This is a genomic window from Paenibacillus rhizovicinus, from assembly GCF_010365285.1.
GTDB classification, from domain to species: Bacteria; Bacillota; Bacilli; order Paenibacillales; family Paenibacillaceae; genus Paenibacillus_Z; species Paenibacillus_Z rhizovicinus.
Genome location: NZ_CP048286.1, coordinates 876375 through 892474, shown reverse-complemented (window position 1 = coordinate 892474; position 16100 = coordinate 876375). Strand labels below are relative to the sequence as shown.

The 16100-nt window shown below is 52.0% G+C and carries 14 protein-coding genes; 12 read left to right on the top strand and 2 right to left on the bottom strand.

What is annotated here, in order from left to right:
- The first annotated feature begins 69 nt into the window (after positions 1-69).
- The 3 genes from fliK to GZH47_RS04010 are packed head-to-tail and all read left to right on the top strand — an operon-like array spanning position 70 to position 2974.
- Complete coding sequence (gene fliK / locus GZH47_RS04020; protein WP_162638756.1) at positions 70-2253, top strand: flagellar hook-length control protein FliK; 2184 nt, start codon at positions 70-72, stop codon at positions 2251-2253.
- A complete protein-coding gene (locus tag GZH47_RS04015; protein ID WP_162638754.1) occupies positions 2250-2570 on the top strand; it encodes an EscU/YscU/HrcU family type III secretion system export apparatus switch protein in 321 nt (106 codons plus the stop codon). The genes fliK and GZH47_RS04015 overlap by 4 nt, the downstream gene beginning before the upstream one ends.
- Positions 2567-2974 (top strand): YraN family protein, encoded by a 408-nt coding sequence (locus tag GZH47_RS04010; RefSeq protein ID WP_162638752.1) that lies wholly within the window; start codon positions 2567-2569, stop codon positions 2972-2974. Before GZH47_RS04015 ends, GZH47_RS04010 begins: the two co-directional genes overlap by 4 nt.
- A gap of 114 nt (positions 2975-3088) precedes the next feature.
- Here GZH47_RS04010 and GZH47_RS04005 read toward each other — a convergent pair whose 3' ends face one another.
- Together GZH47_RS04005 and GZH47_RS04000 are read right to left on the bottom strand one after the other, a co-directional pair.
- Positions 3089-4648, bottom strand: a complete 1560-nt coding sequence (locus GZH47_RS04005; protein WP_162638750.1) for a YifB family Mg chelatase-like AAA ATPase — start codon at positions 4646-4648, stop codon at positions 3089-3091.
- Between the two features lie 110 nt (positions 4649-4758).
- Positions 4759-5226 carry a DinB family protein gene (locus GZH47_RS04000; protein WP_162638748.1) on the bottom strand — a complete coding sequence of 156 codons (468 nt, stop codon included), beginning with the start codon at positions 5224-5226 and terminating at the stop codon, positions 4759-4761.
- 287 nt (positions 5227-5513) lie between these two features.
- On the opposite strand from GZH47_RS04000, the gene sucC reads away from it, so the two are divergent.
- From sucC to flgB, 9 genes are all read left to right on the top strand, one after another.
- Positions 5514-6674: an ADP-forming succinate--CoA ligase subunit beta gene (gene sucC, locus GZH47_RS03995; RefSeq protein WP_162638746.1), complete on the top strand. Its 1161-nt coding sequence runs from the start codon at positions 5514-5516 to the stop codon at positions 6672-6674.
- A gap of 59 nt (positions 6675-6733) precedes the next feature.
- Positions 6734-7663 carry a succinate--CoA ligase subunit alpha gene (sucD, locus tag GZH47_RS03990; protein WP_162638744.1) on the top strand — a complete coding sequence of 310 codons (930 nt, stop codon included), beginning with the start codon at positions 6734-6736 and terminating at the stop codon, positions 7661-7663.
- A gap of 167 nt (positions 7664-7830) precedes the next feature.
- Entirely contained in the window at positions 7831-8949 is a 1119-nt protein-coding gene (gene dprA / locus GZH47_RS03985; RefSeq protein WP_225446357.1) for a DNA-processing protein DprA, read from the top strand.
- Positions 8950-8976: 27 nt separating this feature from the next.
- A complete protein-coding gene (gene topA, locus GZH47_RS03980) occupies positions 8977-11079 on the top strand; it encodes a type I DNA topoisomerase (protein ID WP_162638742.1) in 2103 nt (700 codons plus the stop codon).
- A 35-nt stretch (positions 11080-11114) separates the two neighbouring features.
- The gene (gene trmFO / locus GZH47_RS03975) at positions 11115-12467 is read left to right on the top strand and encodes an FADH(2)-oxidizing methylenetetrahydrofolate--tRNA-(uracil(54)-C(5))-methyltransferase TrmFO (RefSeq protein WP_162638740.1); all 1353 of its coding nucleotides are present in this window, start codon (positions 11115-11117) and stop codon (positions 12465-12467) included.
- A 172-nt stretch (positions 12468-12639) separates the two neighbouring features.
- Positions 12640-13185, top strand: a complete 546-nt coding sequence (gene hslV, locus GZH47_RS03970) for an ATP-dependent protease subunit HslV (RefSeq protein WP_162638739.1) — start codon at positions 12640-12642, stop codon at positions 13183-13185.
- A gap of 46 nt (positions 13186-13231) precedes the next feature.
- The gene (gene hslU / locus GZH47_RS03965) at positions 13232-14638 is read left to right on the top strand and encodes an ATP-dependent protease ATPase subunit HslU (RefSeq protein WP_162638737.1); all 1407 of its coding nucleotides are present in this window, start codon (positions 13232-13234) and stop codon (positions 14636-14638) included.
- Positions 14639-14669: 31 nt separating this feature from the next.
- Positions 14670-15440, top strand: coding sequence for a GTP-sensing pleiotropic transcriptional regulator CodY (gene codY / locus GZH47_RS03960; RefSeq protein WP_162638735.1), 771 nt, complete (start codon positions 14670-14672; stop codon positions 15438-15440).
- 248 nt (positions 15441-15688) lie between these two features.
- Positions 15689-16099 carry a flagellar basal body rod protein FlgB gene (flgB, locus tag GZH47_RS03955; RefSeq protein ID WP_162638733.1) on the top strand — a complete coding sequence of 137 codons (411 nt, stop codon included), beginning with the start codon at positions 15689-15691 and terminating at the stop codon, positions 16097-16099.
- Position 16100: the final 1 nt, after the last annotated feature.

Below are 16100 nucleotides of genomic sequence, written 5' to 3'. Positions count from 1 at the left end.
GGGGTTCAGGCATGGCGCGGCAGAACCGATAATAGAGCTATAGGTTTGTGCGAGTGGAAGGATGTGCGGATGATGTCGATGTCGATCGGACAATTAATAAAGGGTCTTGTTGGCGATGCGCAGCCAAGCGAAGGCAAGGCGATAGAGCTTAAAGTCGGCCAAACGGTCCGCGGCGTACTTGTGAAAATGACCGGCGTTGAGGAAGGCATTATTCAAATTAACGGGACTCCCGTTCATGCGAAGCTGGAAACGCCGCTGGAGCCCGGACAAGCGATGCTGCTGCAAGTGCAGCCTGAATCCGGAGACGGCACGCTGGTATTGAAGCAGGCCGATCCGAAATCGGCCGTCGTCGCCGAAGCCGGCGTGAAGGAATGGATGAAGGCGCTTGGCTTGCCGGATACGAAAGCGTCCGCCGATCTGGTCGGCGAATTGCGCAAGGACGGTGTCGTCCTGACTCGCGAGCTGGCGAGTCAGTTTAAAGCGGCGCTTGCCGCCATGCCTGCCGGCGGCGATGCGCAGTCTTGGGCAAAGGCGGCCGCGCTCGCGGTGCGGCGCGGACTGCCGATGACAGGCGCGACGATCGGCGCGCTTCAGCAGGTTCTTGCCGGGCCGCCGGCGCATGAGCTGTTGGATGCGCTGGAGGCGGGGCTTGCCGCTTGGCGCGGCGAGGCGGCGTCCGGGGCCGGGGAGCAGGCCCCGGGCGGTGCCACGCAGCCGCCGCGGGCGGCGCAAGCGGCCGCAGCGAAGCTGCAGGCGCTGCTGTCCGAAGGCGCAGCGCTTATGCGCGTGGGCGGCGACGGCGGGAGCGCGGAGTTGGCGCCCTTTGGCGCCGCGGGCGCAAGGGGCACCGCTTCGGCGGAGCCGGTGCCCCGGGGAGCAGCCGGCGCAGCTGCTGCTCCGGCGGCGCGCGGCGCCGCCGCGCCGCTGGCCGCCGGCGCTGGCGCGGCGGGCATGAGCGCGCCGGCTGGCGCGCAGCAAGCAAACGGCGTGCTGCAAGGCGCCGGGATGCAGCAGACGATTGGCGCTGACCATGCAGCTCAAGAAGCGGAACTTAACGGTGTTTCTCGTACTAGTACAGGTTCTGCGCAACAAACGCAAGGTCAGGCAGCACTCAGGGGAGGCATGCAGCCTTTAAACGGGAATGGACATGACGTTGCGGTGCCGCTTCAGTCGAACCCTTCGATAGTCCATGCACGCGTGAATCAAACGGCGGCAACGATGCTGCCGCATGGCGGACAACAAGGCGGTAATGTGGATCAGGCGAACAGTCTCAGGACGCTAGTCGCATCCACAGGAAGCGCGCAACCAGAAGGCTTGCAAGCCTCAGAAGCGAATACCCAGGATAATGCCGGTGGCAGCTGGGTAAAGCAAGTCATGAAATGGATGGGTGTCGATCACGAGCGATTGCTTGCGACGGCTACGATTAAGGATTCCGCCGATCAAGCTTCTACAACTGCGAGTGCGCCTAACAATGCGAGTCCCCCTGCCGCTACCCATGTTAGAGAAGCAGCGGAGCAAAGGCCAGGAAACCATTCCGACTTGAAAACGGCTAATGACCATGCTCAGGTATTGGGGAGTCAGGCGAGATCTTTAAGCATGCTAATGGAACGGAATCAGCAGCAATCCGTCGAAATGCCGTCAATCGGTCTGACGCAAGATGATTTAAGCGGCGATGATGGCGTCATGAATACGTCGGAGTCGCTGAAGAGCGCGTTAATGACCATAGCGGCAAGCGATGATGTGCCGCAACAGCTTCGCGATACGGCGCAGCAGCTTGTTTCTCATATCACAGGCCAGCAGCTGCTGCTTTCCCCGGAGAAGAACGGCGCATTGTTCTCTCACGTCACGATGTTTATTCCCATGAAGGGACAGGACGGCAGTCAAACGGCTTCCGTCCACATCCAGACACGGAGAGGGCGCAAAGGAGAGTTGGATGGCGACAACTGCAGGCTGGTCTTCGATTTGCGAATGAAAAATCTCGGCGATACGGTTGTCGACGTGCAGGTTATCAATAAAATCGTTAATCTTCACGTTTGGAATGATCATCCTGCGACTGCGCAGCTTGTCGAATCCGCGCGAAATGAACTGAATACCGCGATGGCCAATGCCGGATATCAGCTGCTCACGCTGCGCGTTGATGATATGCCGGAGCGCATTGTGGATCGATTAAACGGACACGACGGACTCCAGTTTACGGCGGAAGGACAAGATTGGTCCACGAAGCCGTACAAAGGAGTGGATCTTCGAGTATGAGTACCGCGAAGAAACGTTCAAAAACTGCGAAGACGGAATCGTACGAGCCCTCGAAGAAAGCCGTAGCCCTCAAATACGAACCTGGCGAGAACACGGCGCCGGTCATCGTAGCGAAAGGTAAGGGGAAACTGGCTGAAGCGATTATGGAGAAAGCGGCGGAAAGCGGCGTGCCCGTGCAGCAGGATTCTTCGCTTGTCGAAGTGTTGTCGAAGCTGGATCTCGATCAGGAAATCCCGCCGGAATTGTACACGCTCGTTGCTGAAATTCTTTCGTTCGTATACCGATCCGATCAGCGTGCAGGAGGAAGTTCGTCTTGAGAAGAACAACGCAAGCCGGTAAACCAGATCCTAGACGCTCGATCGGCGTCTATGGCGAGACGATAGCCGTTGAATATATGCTTGAAAAGGGATATGCCGTTCTGGATCGGAATTGGCGCTGCCGAACGGGAGAATTGGATGTCGTAGCCAGGACGGGCAATACGATTATTATCGTTGAAGTGCGAACGCGCCGAGCTGGCGGCAGGTTTGGCACCGCAGTGGAGTCGGTTGATTTCAGAAAACAGTTTCAGGTGCGCTCAACCGCGGAGGTCTACCTCTCCATGAATAAGCTCCATGGTTCGCAGATCCGTTTCGACGTAATCGCCATCACATTAACGCAGATCGAGTCGGAGCCTGTAAAATATGAAGTGATGGAGTTGAAACATCTAGAATCCGCTTTCTGAGTGGGAGGAAAGCGTTTGTTTTGAAATAGAGATGCCGATGAGGCATCTCTTTTTTTCAACGAGCGTATGTATGCAGCAGCTCTCGTAACAGGCTTTCTTCAGTTTTCCAAATGGCTACAAGGCTTGCAGCTTCCGATCCAAGCTCCTGTATCCGATGGCTTCTGCTATATGCGGACTATCGACGCGTTCAAGGTCATCTAAATCGGCGATGGTTCTAGCGAGCTTAAGAATACGGTCATGAGCGCGTAGACTGATGCCTAACGAATCGAACGCTAGCTGCAGCATGCTTTCGGCCTCCTTGGTGAGCGTGACCGCTTTGCGAAGGGAAGCGCCTGCCAATTCGCTCAGAGCTCTTCGGCCATCCTCGCGCTCGAGCCTGCGGTTAGCGGCGCTCAGCACCTTTGCCCTCATCTGCTCCGTTGTCATTCCGCTCGTCAATCCCTCGGATGTAAGCGGGCGCGAGACTTCGATATGCATATCGATTCGATCGAGCAAAGGGCCGGATATTTTGGTCCTGTAACGCGCGATTTGAATTTCAGAACATATGCAGCGTTGATCGTCGGAATCATGGCCGTAGTAGCCGCACGGACAAGGATTCATAGAGGCGGCAAGCAGGAACGACGCGGGAAAACGAAATACAGCGCGGGAGCGGGCGATCGTCACTTCCCGGTCCTCCAATGGCTGCCTGAGCACTTCGAGGGCTGCTCTGGAGAATTCGGGCAGCTCGTCCAGGAATAGGACGCCTCGATGTGCTAGCGTCACTTCGCCAGGCCTTGGGATGGAGCCGCCTCCAATAAGACCTGCAGCCGAAATCGTATGATGAGGGCTTCGAAACTGTCGTTCATGCATGAGGGAAGGTATCCCGCCAGGCAGTTTCCCGGCGGCGCTGTAGATTTTCGTTACTTGCAGCGCTTCTTCTTCACGGAGAGGGGGCATAATGCCGGGAAGCCGTTTCGCCAGCATGGTTTTACCGGTTCCTGGCGGTCCCGTCAATAGAACGTTGTGATTGCCAGCGGCTGCGATCAGCAGTGCCCGTTTAGCATGATGCTGCCCTAAGACATCGCCAAAGTCGCCGTGCAGGGCTTGGTATTTGGTAAACGCCACGGAGTCGAGGCGATGATTTCGATCCGAATTGGAGTCATAGCGAAGCGGTTCCCACGACAGATCGGACGATTTGGGTTCGCCGAGATCGCGCAAATGCGAGACGGCAAACAGCTCCATTCCCTCGATACAGGCAGCTTCGGCTGCATTGCCGCGAGGGAGTAGCACTTTGGTCATTCCGCGCAGCTTCGCTTGTTCGACCATCGCAAGTACGCCGGGAACTGCGCGTAATTCGCCGTTTAAGGCAAGTTCGCCGAGTACGAGGAAATCTTGAAACAGCTCGCTTCGAAGTTGCGCGCTGGCGGCCAACACGCCTGCGGCGATAGCCAAATCGAAAGCTGTTCCTTCTTTTCTCAAATCAGCCGGTGCTAAATTGACGGTAATGCGTTCCATTGGAAACGCGAATCCGCAATTTTTGACAGCTGCTCTGACACGCTCTACTGATTCCCGAACTGCGGGATCTGGCAATCCAACCACATTTACTTGCGGAAGTCCGCTCGAAATGTCCACTTCAACAGCGATCATTCGTCCTTCGACGCCGTATACGCTTCCGCTGCAAATTTGGGTATACATAACAAAAAACACCTCCGCCATTTCGGCTGAAGGTGCTTCCTCACAGGTCCGTATCATCATTATTGTAAGTATCATAGAGCATGCGAAAAAGAACTGTCAATCAATACGATTCAATTGAGTAGAAAATGCGCAATTTGCAGTCGATGATGCCTGTCATGATCTATAAAATCAATGAGATAGGCATGGATCGTAAAAGGATTGCCGTCTAAGTCCAAATATGTTGTTTCGCGCTGTGTAATGGATAAGGATTGAAGCAGATCGATCAGCTGCTGACGCTGTGCAACAGTGGCATCGATCAATTGCTCCTGAGTTACGGTTGCGGCGTATGCAGCAGCCTGTGCATTAAATGTGTCATAATCAGAATGCTTCAATCGCAAGGGGACGCCAGAAGCGATAGGTTCAATAGCATCGGTCATGAAATGCCGATCCCACAGCATAATGTGACCGATGATTCCCGAGGCGGACCATTTGCCAGGTTGGAGCGGGAGGTTCCATTGGGCAGCGCTCATTCCGCGGAGTGAATTTGCAAATGGAATGAAGGACTGAAACGAAACGATGAGCTTCGAGAAATCTTCCATGTCTGGCAGTTGCCCCCTTTTGAAGTTCGTGTTAATATTAGTCTAAACCGAACAAATGTTCGTCGTCAATATTTTGCTGATCTTTGGCAATACTAGGCTCTGTATCAATACATCTCCAAGTTGAGCGTTTTGTGACTGCTTTCATATCGCTATGAGATGAAACTGATATCAAAAAAGATGGCTTTTCACATTAAAAAAATAGGAAAGCCATGGCGAATCGTGTTACAATACTTATTGGTTTTGTGTACATACGTAGGATTTGACTGCGGATAGGAGGATTTTCGTAAATGAATATCCATGAGTATCAGGGTAAACAAGTGCTGAAACAATATGGGGTTGCTGTGCCTGACGGCAAAGTGGCCTTCTCTGTTGATGAGGCTGTAGAAGCGGCAAAATCGCTGGGAACACCAGTCGTGGTCGTAAAAGCGCAAATTCATGCAGGTGGACGCGGTAAAGCTGGCGGCGTTAAGGTTGCTAAAAATTTGGATGAAGTTCGCGAGTATGCGAGCCAAATTCTGGGCAAAGTGCTCGTAACTCACCAAACGGGTCCGGAAGGCAAGGAAGTTAAACGTCTGCTGATCGAGCAAGGCTGCGACATTAAGAAAGAGTATTACATCGGACTTGTCGTCGACCGCGTAACGGGCCGCATTGTTATGATGGCTTCGGAAGAAGGCGGAACGGAGATCGAAGAGGTCGCCGAGCATTCCCCGGAGAAAATCTTCAAAGAAGTCATCGATCCGGCTGTCGGCCTTCAAGTGTTCCAAGCGCGTAAGCTTGCTTACGCAATCAATATTCCGAATGAGCTGGTTAATAAAGCAGCTAAATTCATGATTTCCCTTTACACGGCATTCGTTGAGAAAGACTGCTCCATTGCAGAAATCAATCCGCTCGTCGTAACAGGCGACGGCAACGTAATGGCGCTTGACGCCAAGCTGAACTTCGATTCCAACGCGCTGTATCGCCACAAGGACATCCTTGAACTGCGCGATCTGGAAGAGGAAGACGAGAAGGAAATTCAAGCATCCAAGTTCGATCTGAGCTACATCGCGCTGGACGGCAACATCGGCTGCATGGTTAACGGCGCGGGTCTTGCGATGGCAACGATGGATATTATCAAATATTACGGCGGCGACCCTGCCAACTTCCTCGATGTAGGGGGCGGTGCCACGAAAGAGAAAGTTACGGAAGCTTTCAAAATCATTCTCTCCGACGAGAAGGTTAAAGGCATTTTCGTAAACATTTTCGGCGGTATCATGAAGTGCGACATTATCGCTGACGGCGTTATTTCAGCGGCGAAAGAGCTTGGACTGGATCGTCCGCTCGTCGTTCGTTTGGAAGGCACCAATGTCGAACTCGGCAAAAAAATGTTGAACGAATCCGGTCTAAACATCGTTGCAGCCGACTCCATGGCCGACGGTGCACAAAAAATCGTCGCGCTTGTGAAGTAAGACAACATTTTGTCGCAATACGGCGGCATACGAATTCTTTTTAGGGGATGTGAGTTTCGATGAGCATTTTGGTAGACAAAAATACAAAAGTCATTACTCAGGGCATCACAGGTGCCACAGGGTTGTTTCATGCGAAGGGCGCCCTGGAATACGGTACGCAAATGGTTGGCGGCGTAACGCCGGGCAAAGGCGGAACCAATGTTGATATCACGCTTGAGAACGGAACGGTCGTATCCCTTCCGGTCTTTAATACAGTAGCAGACGCAGTCGCAAAAACTGGCGCAACGGCATCGGTTATTTACGTACCGCCTGCATTCGCTGCCGATTCCATCTTGGAAGCCGTCGATGCGGAGCTTGATCTGGTTATCTGTATTACCGAAGGTATCCCGGTCATCGACATGATCAAAGTAACACGCTACATGGAAGGCCGTAAAACGCGCCTGATCGGTCCGAACTGCCCAGGCGTTATTACGCCCGGCGAGTGCAAGATCGGCATCATGCCGGGTTACATTCACACGAAAGGCCATGTAGGCGTCGTTTCCCGTAGCGGAACGCTCACTTACGAGGCTGTACACCAACTTACGACGCGCGGCATCGGACAATCCTCCGCAGTTGGCATCGGCGGCGACCCTGTTAAAGGTACGGAGTTCATCGACATCCTAAACATGTTCAATGAAGATCCGGATACTTACGCGGTTATCATGATCGGTGAAATCGGCGGCTCCGCAGAAGAAGAAGCTGCTGAGTGGGTCAAAGCGAATATGACGAAACCTGTCGTAGGCTTCATCGGCGGCGCAACAGCACCTCCGGGCAAACGTATGGGACATGCCGGCGCAATCATCTCCGGCGGAAAAGGTACGGCAGCAGAGAAAATCGCAACGCTCGAAAAATGCGGCATTCGCGTAGCGCCTACGCCTTCCGAGATGGGTTCCACGCTTGTTAGCGTTCTTGAAGAGCGCGGCATGCTGGACAAATGCAAAACGCACTAAACAAGTAAACCAACTATAAGTTCGAATTAAAGGTAAGCAACCTTTCCGATTGTCCTATTAGGGCTGGAGAGGTTGCTTTTTTTTATATGGATTTTAAAATCGGCTTGCATTCTGTTTGTTGCTCAAGCACAATAGGATGCGGGCCCTTGAGACGAGGGGACGACGTTATGTACGAGTTGGAGAAAAGAATTGAAGCGCTGATTACAATGCACGAAACGCCGGGAATTGGGTGGAAATCGATACGTAAAGCGTTCGATTGCGAACATTGGAGCCAATTTGACCGATTTACCCCGGAAGCGTGGAGTTCCTCGGTCGGATTGAAGCCTGAACAAGCGAAAGCATTATCGAATGCGTTTTCAAACATAGATCCGATCGCAAGAAAACAAGAAGCCGCGTCTCGTGGTATTGCGCTCATTACTTACTTCGATACAAAATATCCCGCACTGCTTAAACAAATGCACCAGCCGCCGTGGGTATTATATGCAATTGGCCGGCTCGATTTACTTGAGCGTCATTCCATTGCGATTGTAGGAACAAGAGGACCTACGTCTTACGGGAGAAAGACGGCTTTGACGCTCGGGGAGCAGCTGTCGGCTAGAGGCGTCACCGTGATAAGCGGGCTTGCAAGGGGTGTAGACGCGTTGGCGCATGAAGGAGCGTTGAATGGGCCTGGAAGTACGATTGCGATCCTGGGGACGCCGGTAGATCGCGTATATCCGCTTGAGAACCGGTCTCTATACCAGCGAATTGCCAATCAAGGACTTATTCTCTCCGAGGTTGCACCGGAAACGCCGTTCCATCCCGGATTATTTCCGCTTCGGAATCGTATTATCGCCGGGCTTTCGCTAGGTACGGTCGTAGTGGAAGCCGCTGAAAGAAGCGGCTCGCTCATTACGGCGGATCAGGCGCTTGAAATGTCGCGCGACGTCTTTGCCGTACCCGGTCCTATTTCATCTCCGAAGAGCGCGGGGACGAACGGACTCATTCGCCAAGGAGCAAAACTGGTCGCTTCCTTCGAAGACATTATGGAGGAATACGAAGGATTGTTCGATTTTCGAAGCCGTCCCTCCGCGGAACATAGTCGTCCAATCGAAGCTGAATCAGACTTTTCTCTCACGGAACAAGAGGCGATTATCTACCGTCTCTTACAGGAAGAAGCGCGAACGACGGATGAACTTCACGAGCTTTCAACCTTTCCGTTTGGACTTTTGCATTCAGTTCTGATAAATTTAACTATAAAACGTAAGATTGAACAGCATCCTGGTTCCATATATAGTGTAATGTAACAAAGAAGTGGAGAGGAGGGCGCAGCTATGGCGGATTCACTTGTCATTGTAGAATCACCGGCAAAGGCGAAAACGATCGGTAAATATCTCGGCAGCAAGTTCATCGTCAAAGCATCGATGGGTCATATCCGCGACTTGCCCAAGAGTCAGATCGGCGTCGAAGTAGAAAATGATTTTCATCCTAAATATATTACGATTCGCGGAAAAGGCAGCGTCCTGAAAGAACTGAAGGATGCCAGCAAGAAAGTAAAGAAAGTCTATCTCGCAGCTGACCCTGACCGCGAGGGAGAAGCGATCGCATGGCATCTGGCGCATTATCTCGAAATCGACGAAAGCGACACCTGCCGTGTCGTATTTAATGAAATTACGAAACAAGCGGTCAAGGATGCTTTCAAGACGCCGCGGCCGATTAATATGGATTTGGTTAATGCCCAGCAGGCGAGACGGATTCTCGATCGGCTCGTCGGGTACAAAATCAGCCCACTATTATGGAAGAAAGTCAAAAAAGGGCTCTCGGCAGGACGCGTTCAATCGGTTGCGGTCAAGCTCATAATCGATCGCGAAAACGAAATCGACGCATTCGTTCCAGAAGAGTACTGGAGCATAACTGCCCAGTTGAAGAAAGGCTCAGCTTCGTTCGAAGCCAAATTTCATTCTTTGAACGGCGAGAAGATCGAGCTTGGCAACGAAGCGCAAATGCAAACGGTTCTAGACGCAATGGGGTCGTCGGCATTCACGGTCGGCGAAGTGAAGGAAAAGGAGCGCCAGCGTAATCCGGCTGCTCCGTTCACGACAAGCTCCTTGCAGCAAGAAGCGGCCCGTAAGCTAGGCTTCCGAGCTTCCAAAACAATGTCTGTCGCGCAGCAGCTGTACGAGGGCGTTGAACTCGGCAAAGAAGGTACGGTAGGTTTGATCACCTACATGAGAACGGACTCGACGCGCATTTCCCCGATCGCACAGGAAGAAGCGAAGGGCTACATCGAAGAGAAATACGGTCCTTCCTACGCTCCTGAACAGCCTCGCGTGTACGCGAAGAAAAACAGCAATGCGCAGGACGCCCATGAAGCGGTTCGTCCGACTTCCGTGCTGCGTGATCCCGATTCCATGAAGGAATTTTTAAGCCGGGATCAATTCAGATTGTATAAGCTCGTTTGGGAACGTTTCATTGCCAGCCAAATGACTTCCGCGGTGCTGGATACGATGACGGTTGATTTCACGGTTGGAAACGGAGCCGTATTCAGGGCCGTCGGTTCGAAAGTGAAGTTCCCCGGGTTCATGAAGATTTATGTCGAAGGCAACGATGACGGAACGACCGACGAAGAGAAGTTTCTTCCGCCGCTTGTCGTTTCCGAGTCTATCCCGGCGGATTCCGTTGAACCGAAACAGCATTTCACGCAGCCGCCGCCTCGTTATTCAGAAGCGCGACTTGTCCGCATGATGGAGGAAATCGGGATCGGCCGTCCGAGTACATATGCGCCGACGCTGGAAACGATCCAGAAGCGCGGGTATGTCGCGATGGAAGAGAAGAAGTTCATTCCGACGGAGCTTGGCGATCTCGTCATTCAAATGATGGAGGAGTTCTTCCCGGAAATACTGGATGCGGAATTTACCGCCCATATGGAAGAAGACCTTGACCATGTGGAAGACGGTAAAGAGGATTGGGTTCGCGTGCTTGGCAACTTCTACGAGTCATTCGAGAAACGGCTCGAGGTCGCGGAAGAGGAAATGAAGGAAGTCGAGCTGCAGGATGAAATCTCCGATGAGATTTGCGAGAAATGCGGCCGGCATTTGGTTTACAAAATGGGTCGTTTCGGGAAATTCCTTGCATGCTCCGGATTTCCGGACTGCCGGAATACGAAGCCGATCGTCAAGGATATAGGCGTCGATTGTCCGAAATGCAAAGTCGGCAAAATCATCGAACGCCGAAGCAAAAAAGGACGTTATTTTTATGGCTGTGATCAATATCCGGGTTGCGATTACGTCTCTTGGGATAAACCAGCCAGCAAGCCTTGTCCGAATTGCGGCAGTCTAATGGTAGAGAAGCGTAATCGAAGCGGAGCGAAGCTTGCGTGTACGCAGTGCGAATATAACGAAGAAGTGGTAGATGAGCAGGATTCCGCCGAATTGTAGGCGCTTGGCTCAGGATTGAAAGGAAGGTAAGAACAGTGTCAGAAGTACAACGTGTTACCGTAATCGGCGCAGGGCTAGCAGGAAGCGAGGCCGCTTGGCAAATCGCCTCGCAAGGCGTCCCGGTTACCCTTTACGAAATGCGGCCGGCTACCAAAACGCCGGCTCATCATACGAACAATTTTGCAGAACTCGTTTGCAGCAACAGTCTCCGCGCGAATGGATTGACCAACGCCGTCGGCGTACTGAAAGAAGAAATGCGCCGTATGAACTCGCTTATCATGGACTGCGCGGACCGCAACGCCGTGCCGGCAGGCGGTGCTCTAGCCGTCGACCGGGATGGCTTCTCCGGCGATGTGACGCGGATTTTGAAAGAGCATCCGTTGATTGACGTGCGCACGGAAGAAATGACGGACATCCCGACCGAAGGCATCGTATTGATCGCGACAGGCCCGTTGACGGCTCCGCGTCTCTCCGCTCAAATTCAAGGGATGCTGGGCGAGGAATATTTCTATTTCTACGATGCGGCAGCGCCGATTGTCGAGAAAGATTCCATCGATATGTCGAAAGTTTATTTGGCTTCCCGGTACGACAAGGGCGAAGCGGCTTATTTGAACTGTCCGATGACGGAAGAGGAATTTGAACGTTTTCATGAAGCGCTCATTACGGCCGAGACGGCTGAAGTGAAGGAATTCGAGAAAGAACAATATTTCGAAGGCTGCATGCCGATCGAAGTCATGGCTAGCCGCGGCAAGCAAACCGTGCTGTTCGGACCGATGAAGCCTGTTGGACTCGTTAATCCGCACACTGGCAAGCTCCCGCATGCTGTCGTCCAGCTTCGTCAAGACAACGCTGCTGGAACGCTGTACAACCTGGTAGGCTTCCAGACTCACCTGAAATGGGGCGAGCAGAAGCGGGTGCTATCGCTCATCCCTGGCCTCGAGAACGCGGAGTTCGTGCGATTCGGCGTCATGCACCGGAACACGTTTATTAATTCGCCGAAGCTGCTCCAGCCGACGTATCAAACGATGAAACGGGAAAATCTGTTTTTCGCGGGCCAAATGACAGGCGTAGAAGGTTATGTCGAATCAGCCGCCTCCGGACTCATCGCCGGCATGAATGCCGGTCGACTAGCAAGAGGGTTGAAGCCGATTGTATTCCCTGGCGATACGACGCTCGGCAGCATGGCGCAGTATATTACGACAGCGGATTTCAAACATTTCCAGCCGATGAATGCTAATTTCGGGCTCTTCCCGCCGCTTGAGAAACGGATGCGCAGCAAGAAGGACAAGAATGACGCAATCGCGAACCGGGCGCTTGAACAGCTGGCTAGATTCAAAGAAACGCTTGAGTCCGGTATCGAACCTATACAAGAAGCGCTGCAGGATTAATCTTCGGTAATGATTCATGACAAATGACAGCGGCAGCAATGAGCTTACAGCGGCCGCTGTTTCCTTTTTTTGAAGTTTTTTCAAAAATCAAGCTATTCGCACCAAAGGAAAAAGATCGCTTCATTAAATACATATCTCGCTCTTCGATTAATCAAACGGAGGAGGCATTACGATGAACATGGAATTTCACGCGACGACCATTTGCGCTGTCCGGCATAACGGAAAAGGTGCTATTGCCGGCGATGGGCAAGTGACGTTCGGCAACAGCATGGTGATGAAGCATCACGCGAAGAAGGTTCGCCGGTTGTATCGGGGGCAAGTTATTGCCGGATTCGCCGGATCGGTCGCCGATGCAATAGCCTTATTCGAGAAATTCGAGGGCAAGCTGGAAGAACATCACGGCAATTTACAGCGAGCAGCCGTAGAGCTCGCTAAAGACTGGCGTTCGGATCGCGTCCTGCGCAAGCTGGAAGCGATGATGATCGTAATGGACGCAACGGGCTTACTGCTTATTTCCGGCGGCGGAGAAATTATCGAGCCGGATGACGGCATTCTTGCCATTGGCTCCGGAGGCAGCTTCGCGCTGGCGGCTGCCCGTGCCGTACGTCAGCATGCACCTCATATGGAAGCGAAGGATATGGTTAAATCGGCGCTGGAAATTGCCGCGGATATTTGCGTTTTCACGAATCGGAATATTATCGTGGAAGAAATCGAGTAAGTTTCGAATACGTTACTAGTACAAGGTTTGAATTGGAGGGGTATAGATGTCAAACGAAGCATTGACACCGAAACAAATCGTGACGGAGTTGGATAAATATATCGTCGGCCAAAAGGCGGCCAAACGGTCCGTGGCGGTCGCGCTTCGCAACCGGTTCCGGAGAAGCCGGCTGGATGAGGCGATCCGCGATGAAATCGTGCCGAAAAACATTCTCATGATCGGCCCTACCGGCGTCGGGAAAACCGAAATCGCCAGACGGCTGGCCAAGCTAGTCAACGCTCCATTCGTCAAGGTCGAAGCGACCAAGTTTACGGAAGTCGGTTACGTAGGCCGCGACGTTGAATCTATGGTTCGGGATCTTGTAGAAACCGCGATTCGGATGGTGAAGCTGGAGAAGACGGAGCAGGTTAAAGACAAAGCCGAGGTATTGGCAAATGAGCGTATCGTAACCATGCTCGTTCCTTCGTCCGTGAAAGCTAAATCGTCCAAAAATCCGCTTGAAATGCTGTTTGGCAATTCCAATGGCTCGAAAGAACCCGAAGTGGAGCCGGAAGAGAGCGCATCGGTTATCGAGCGCCGCAAGCAAGTGAAGGAACAATTGGCAGCCGGCAAGCTGGAGAACGAAGTCATTGAGATTGAAGTGGAAGACAATTCTCCGAATATGCTCGATATGCTGGCCGGTCAAAGCAACGAAGGCATGGGGATGGGCGCGAATATGCAAGAGCTGTTCGGCCAGCTAATGCCCAAGAAAGCCAAGAAGCGCAAGCTTCCTGTCAAGGAAGCGCGCAAAGCACTGATTCAAGAAGAAGCAAACAAACTAATCGATATGGACGACGTCATTGCGGAATCGGTCAACCGAGCGGAACAGTCGGGCATGATCTTCATTGACGAGATCGATAAGATTGCGAGCTCATCCCGCGGATCTGGTCCCGATGTATCACGCGAAGGCGTGCAAAGGGACATTTTACCTATTGTCGAGGGGTCCACAGTAATGACAAAATACGGTCCGGTTAAAACGGACTACGTCTTGTTCATTGCAGCTGGCGCTTTTCATATGGCGAAGCCGTCCGATCTCATTCCGGAGCTGCAAGGGCGGTTCCCAATTCGCGTCGAATTAACGAACTTGACCCTTGAAGATTTCGTGAAGATTTTAACGGAGCCAAAGAACGCACTGACGAAACAATATACGGCACTGTTGGAAACTGAAGGGATTACGATTACGTTCTCGGATGATGCGGTTCAAGAACTCGCTTCCATTGCAGCGGAAGTGAACAAGAACACGGAGAATATCGGCGCAAGGCGCTTGCATACGATTTTGGAAAAACTGTTGGAAGACTTATCTTTCGAAGCGCCGGAGCTTTCTTTGGAACATCTGACCATAACACCGGAGTACGTGCGGGAGAAACTGGGCAATATTGCGAAAAACCGTGATCTAAGTCAATATATACTGTAAGGGACGGACAGGAAAGTAGGGGGCAACAGAAATGATTTTATTGGCAAAAACAAGAACGCTTAACCGGCTGCTGCAGCGTGCGGCCGGAGGGGCGCTCAATTTCCGGGAGATGGCGGAAGTACTCTGTACGACCATACAGGCGGACGTATTCGTCGTCAGCCGCAAAGGTAAAGTACTAGGGTGTGCCGCGGCAGGTCCATATCAGCATGAGCAGCTGCGCGCATTGCCGATTGGCGATCTTCGTTTTTCTCCTGAGAGCAACGAACGTTTCATGAGTATGCAAGAAACAGCAACGAATGTGACGCCGGATGTCGGCATTGCGGAGTCGTTCCCGATGATGGCGGCGCAAGATATCATGACTGTGGTGCCAATCGTAGGCGGCAGAGACCGTATAGGGACCTTGATACTGCTGCGGAGCGCGGATCCTTTCGGCGACGACGAATTGATTTTGGCCGAATACGGAAGCACGATCGTAGGCATGGAGATTCTTCGCGAACGCGCAGAGGAAATCGAGCAGGAAGCAAGAAGCAGAACGGTCGTGGCGGTCGCAGTCGGTTCGTTATCCTTCAGCGAGTTAGAGGCGGTTGAACATATCTTTGATGAGCTGGACGGGAAAGAGGGGCTTCTGGTCGCTTCTAAGATTGCGGACAGGGTCGGAATAACCAGATCGGTCATCGTGAATGCGCTTCGTAAATTGGAAAGCGCTGGCGTAATTGAAACAAGATCTCTAGGAATGAAGGGGACGTATATACGAATTTTGAATACCCAGCTCCTTCAGGAACTCAAAAAGAATAAAAATTAATACGTTTGCATAATCATTACAAATCCATTCAGAAACCAGTACAAATTTCCCAACTTTTAGTCCTATCTTCGACAAAGATAGGGCTTTTTTCTTATTGTAATAAATTAGGAAGTTGAGGAAGATTAGTTTGGTAGAAATGTTCGACAAGTCTCTCTCATAAACTTCATAATTCTTTGTCGAACAAAGAAGGAATGCTTGGAAATCTGTTGAATATTAACATCACACGAAATAGAAAGCGGGGTTTTTCAGTGAATTTGTTGAATGGCCCGGAATTTGGTCGATTACAAGGCGCCATAAATGCTGCGGAAATGCGTCAGAGAGTAATTGCCAACAATATTGCGAATGTAGATACGCCGAAATTCAAGCGCTCCGAGGTCGTTTTCGAACAGCTGCTCGAGCAGAGCATGGGGTCCGGGGCGTTTCAAATTGCGGGCAAACGAACGAATCCAAAGCATATTCCAATTGGATCCTCCTCATCGGTTCCTCAAGCTCAGGTCATTACAGATGAAGTGAGTGTCATGAATAACGACACGAACAATGTCGATATTGATCGAGAAATGTCGCTGCTCGCCAAAAACCAATTGAATTACAATTTCTATGTGCAACAGATGAATCACGATGTGAAAATGATGCGCATCGGAATCGAAGGGAGAGGCTGAT

What these genes read in the sequence shown, in the direction of transcription:
- fliK (WP_162638756.1), top strand. Translation starts at nt 70, where the DNA reads ATGATGTCGATGTCGATCGGACAATTAATAAAGGGTCTTGTTGGCGAT.
- GZH47_RS04015 (WP_162638754.1), top strand. Translation starts at nt 2,250, where the DNA reads ATGAGTACCGCGAAGAAACGTTCAAAAACTGCGAAGACGGAATCGTAC.
- GZH47_RS04005 (WP_162638750.1), bottom strand. Translation starts at nt 4,648, where the DNA reads ATGTATACCCAAATTTGCAGCGGAAGCGTATACGGCGTCGAAGGACGA.
- GZH47_RS04000 (WP_162638748.1), bottom strand. Translation starts at nt 5,226, where the DNA reads ATGGAAGATTTCTCGAAGCTCATCGTTTCGTTTCAGTCCTTCATTCCA.
- sucC (WP_162638746.1), top strand. Translation starts at nt 5,514, where the DNA reads ATGAATATCCATGAGTATCAGGGTAAACAAGTGCTGAAACAATATGGG.
- sucD (WP_162638744.1), top strand. Translation starts at nt 6,734, where the DNA reads ATGAGCATTTTGGTAGACAAAAATACAAAAGTCATTACTCAGGGCATC.
- dprA (WP_225446357.1), top strand. Translation starts at nt 7,831, where the DNA reads ATGTACGAGTTGGAGAAAAGAATTGAAGCGCTGATTACAATGCACGAA.
- topA (WP_162638742.1), top strand. Translation starts at nt 8,977, where the DNA reads ATGGCGGATTCACTTGTCATTGTAGAATCACCGGCAAAGGCGAAAACG.
- hslV (WP_162638739.1), top strand. Translation starts at nt 12,640, where the DNA reads ATGAACATGGAATTTCACGCGACGACCATTTGCGCTGTCCGGCATAAC.
- hslU (WP_162638737.1), top strand. Translation starts at nt 13,232, where the DNA reads ATGTCAAACGAAGCATTGACACCGAAACAAATCGTGACGGAGTTGGAT.
- codY (WP_162638735.1), top strand. Translation starts at nt 14,670, where the DNA reads ATGATTTTATTGGCAAAAACAAGAACGCTTAACCGGCTGCTGCAGCGT.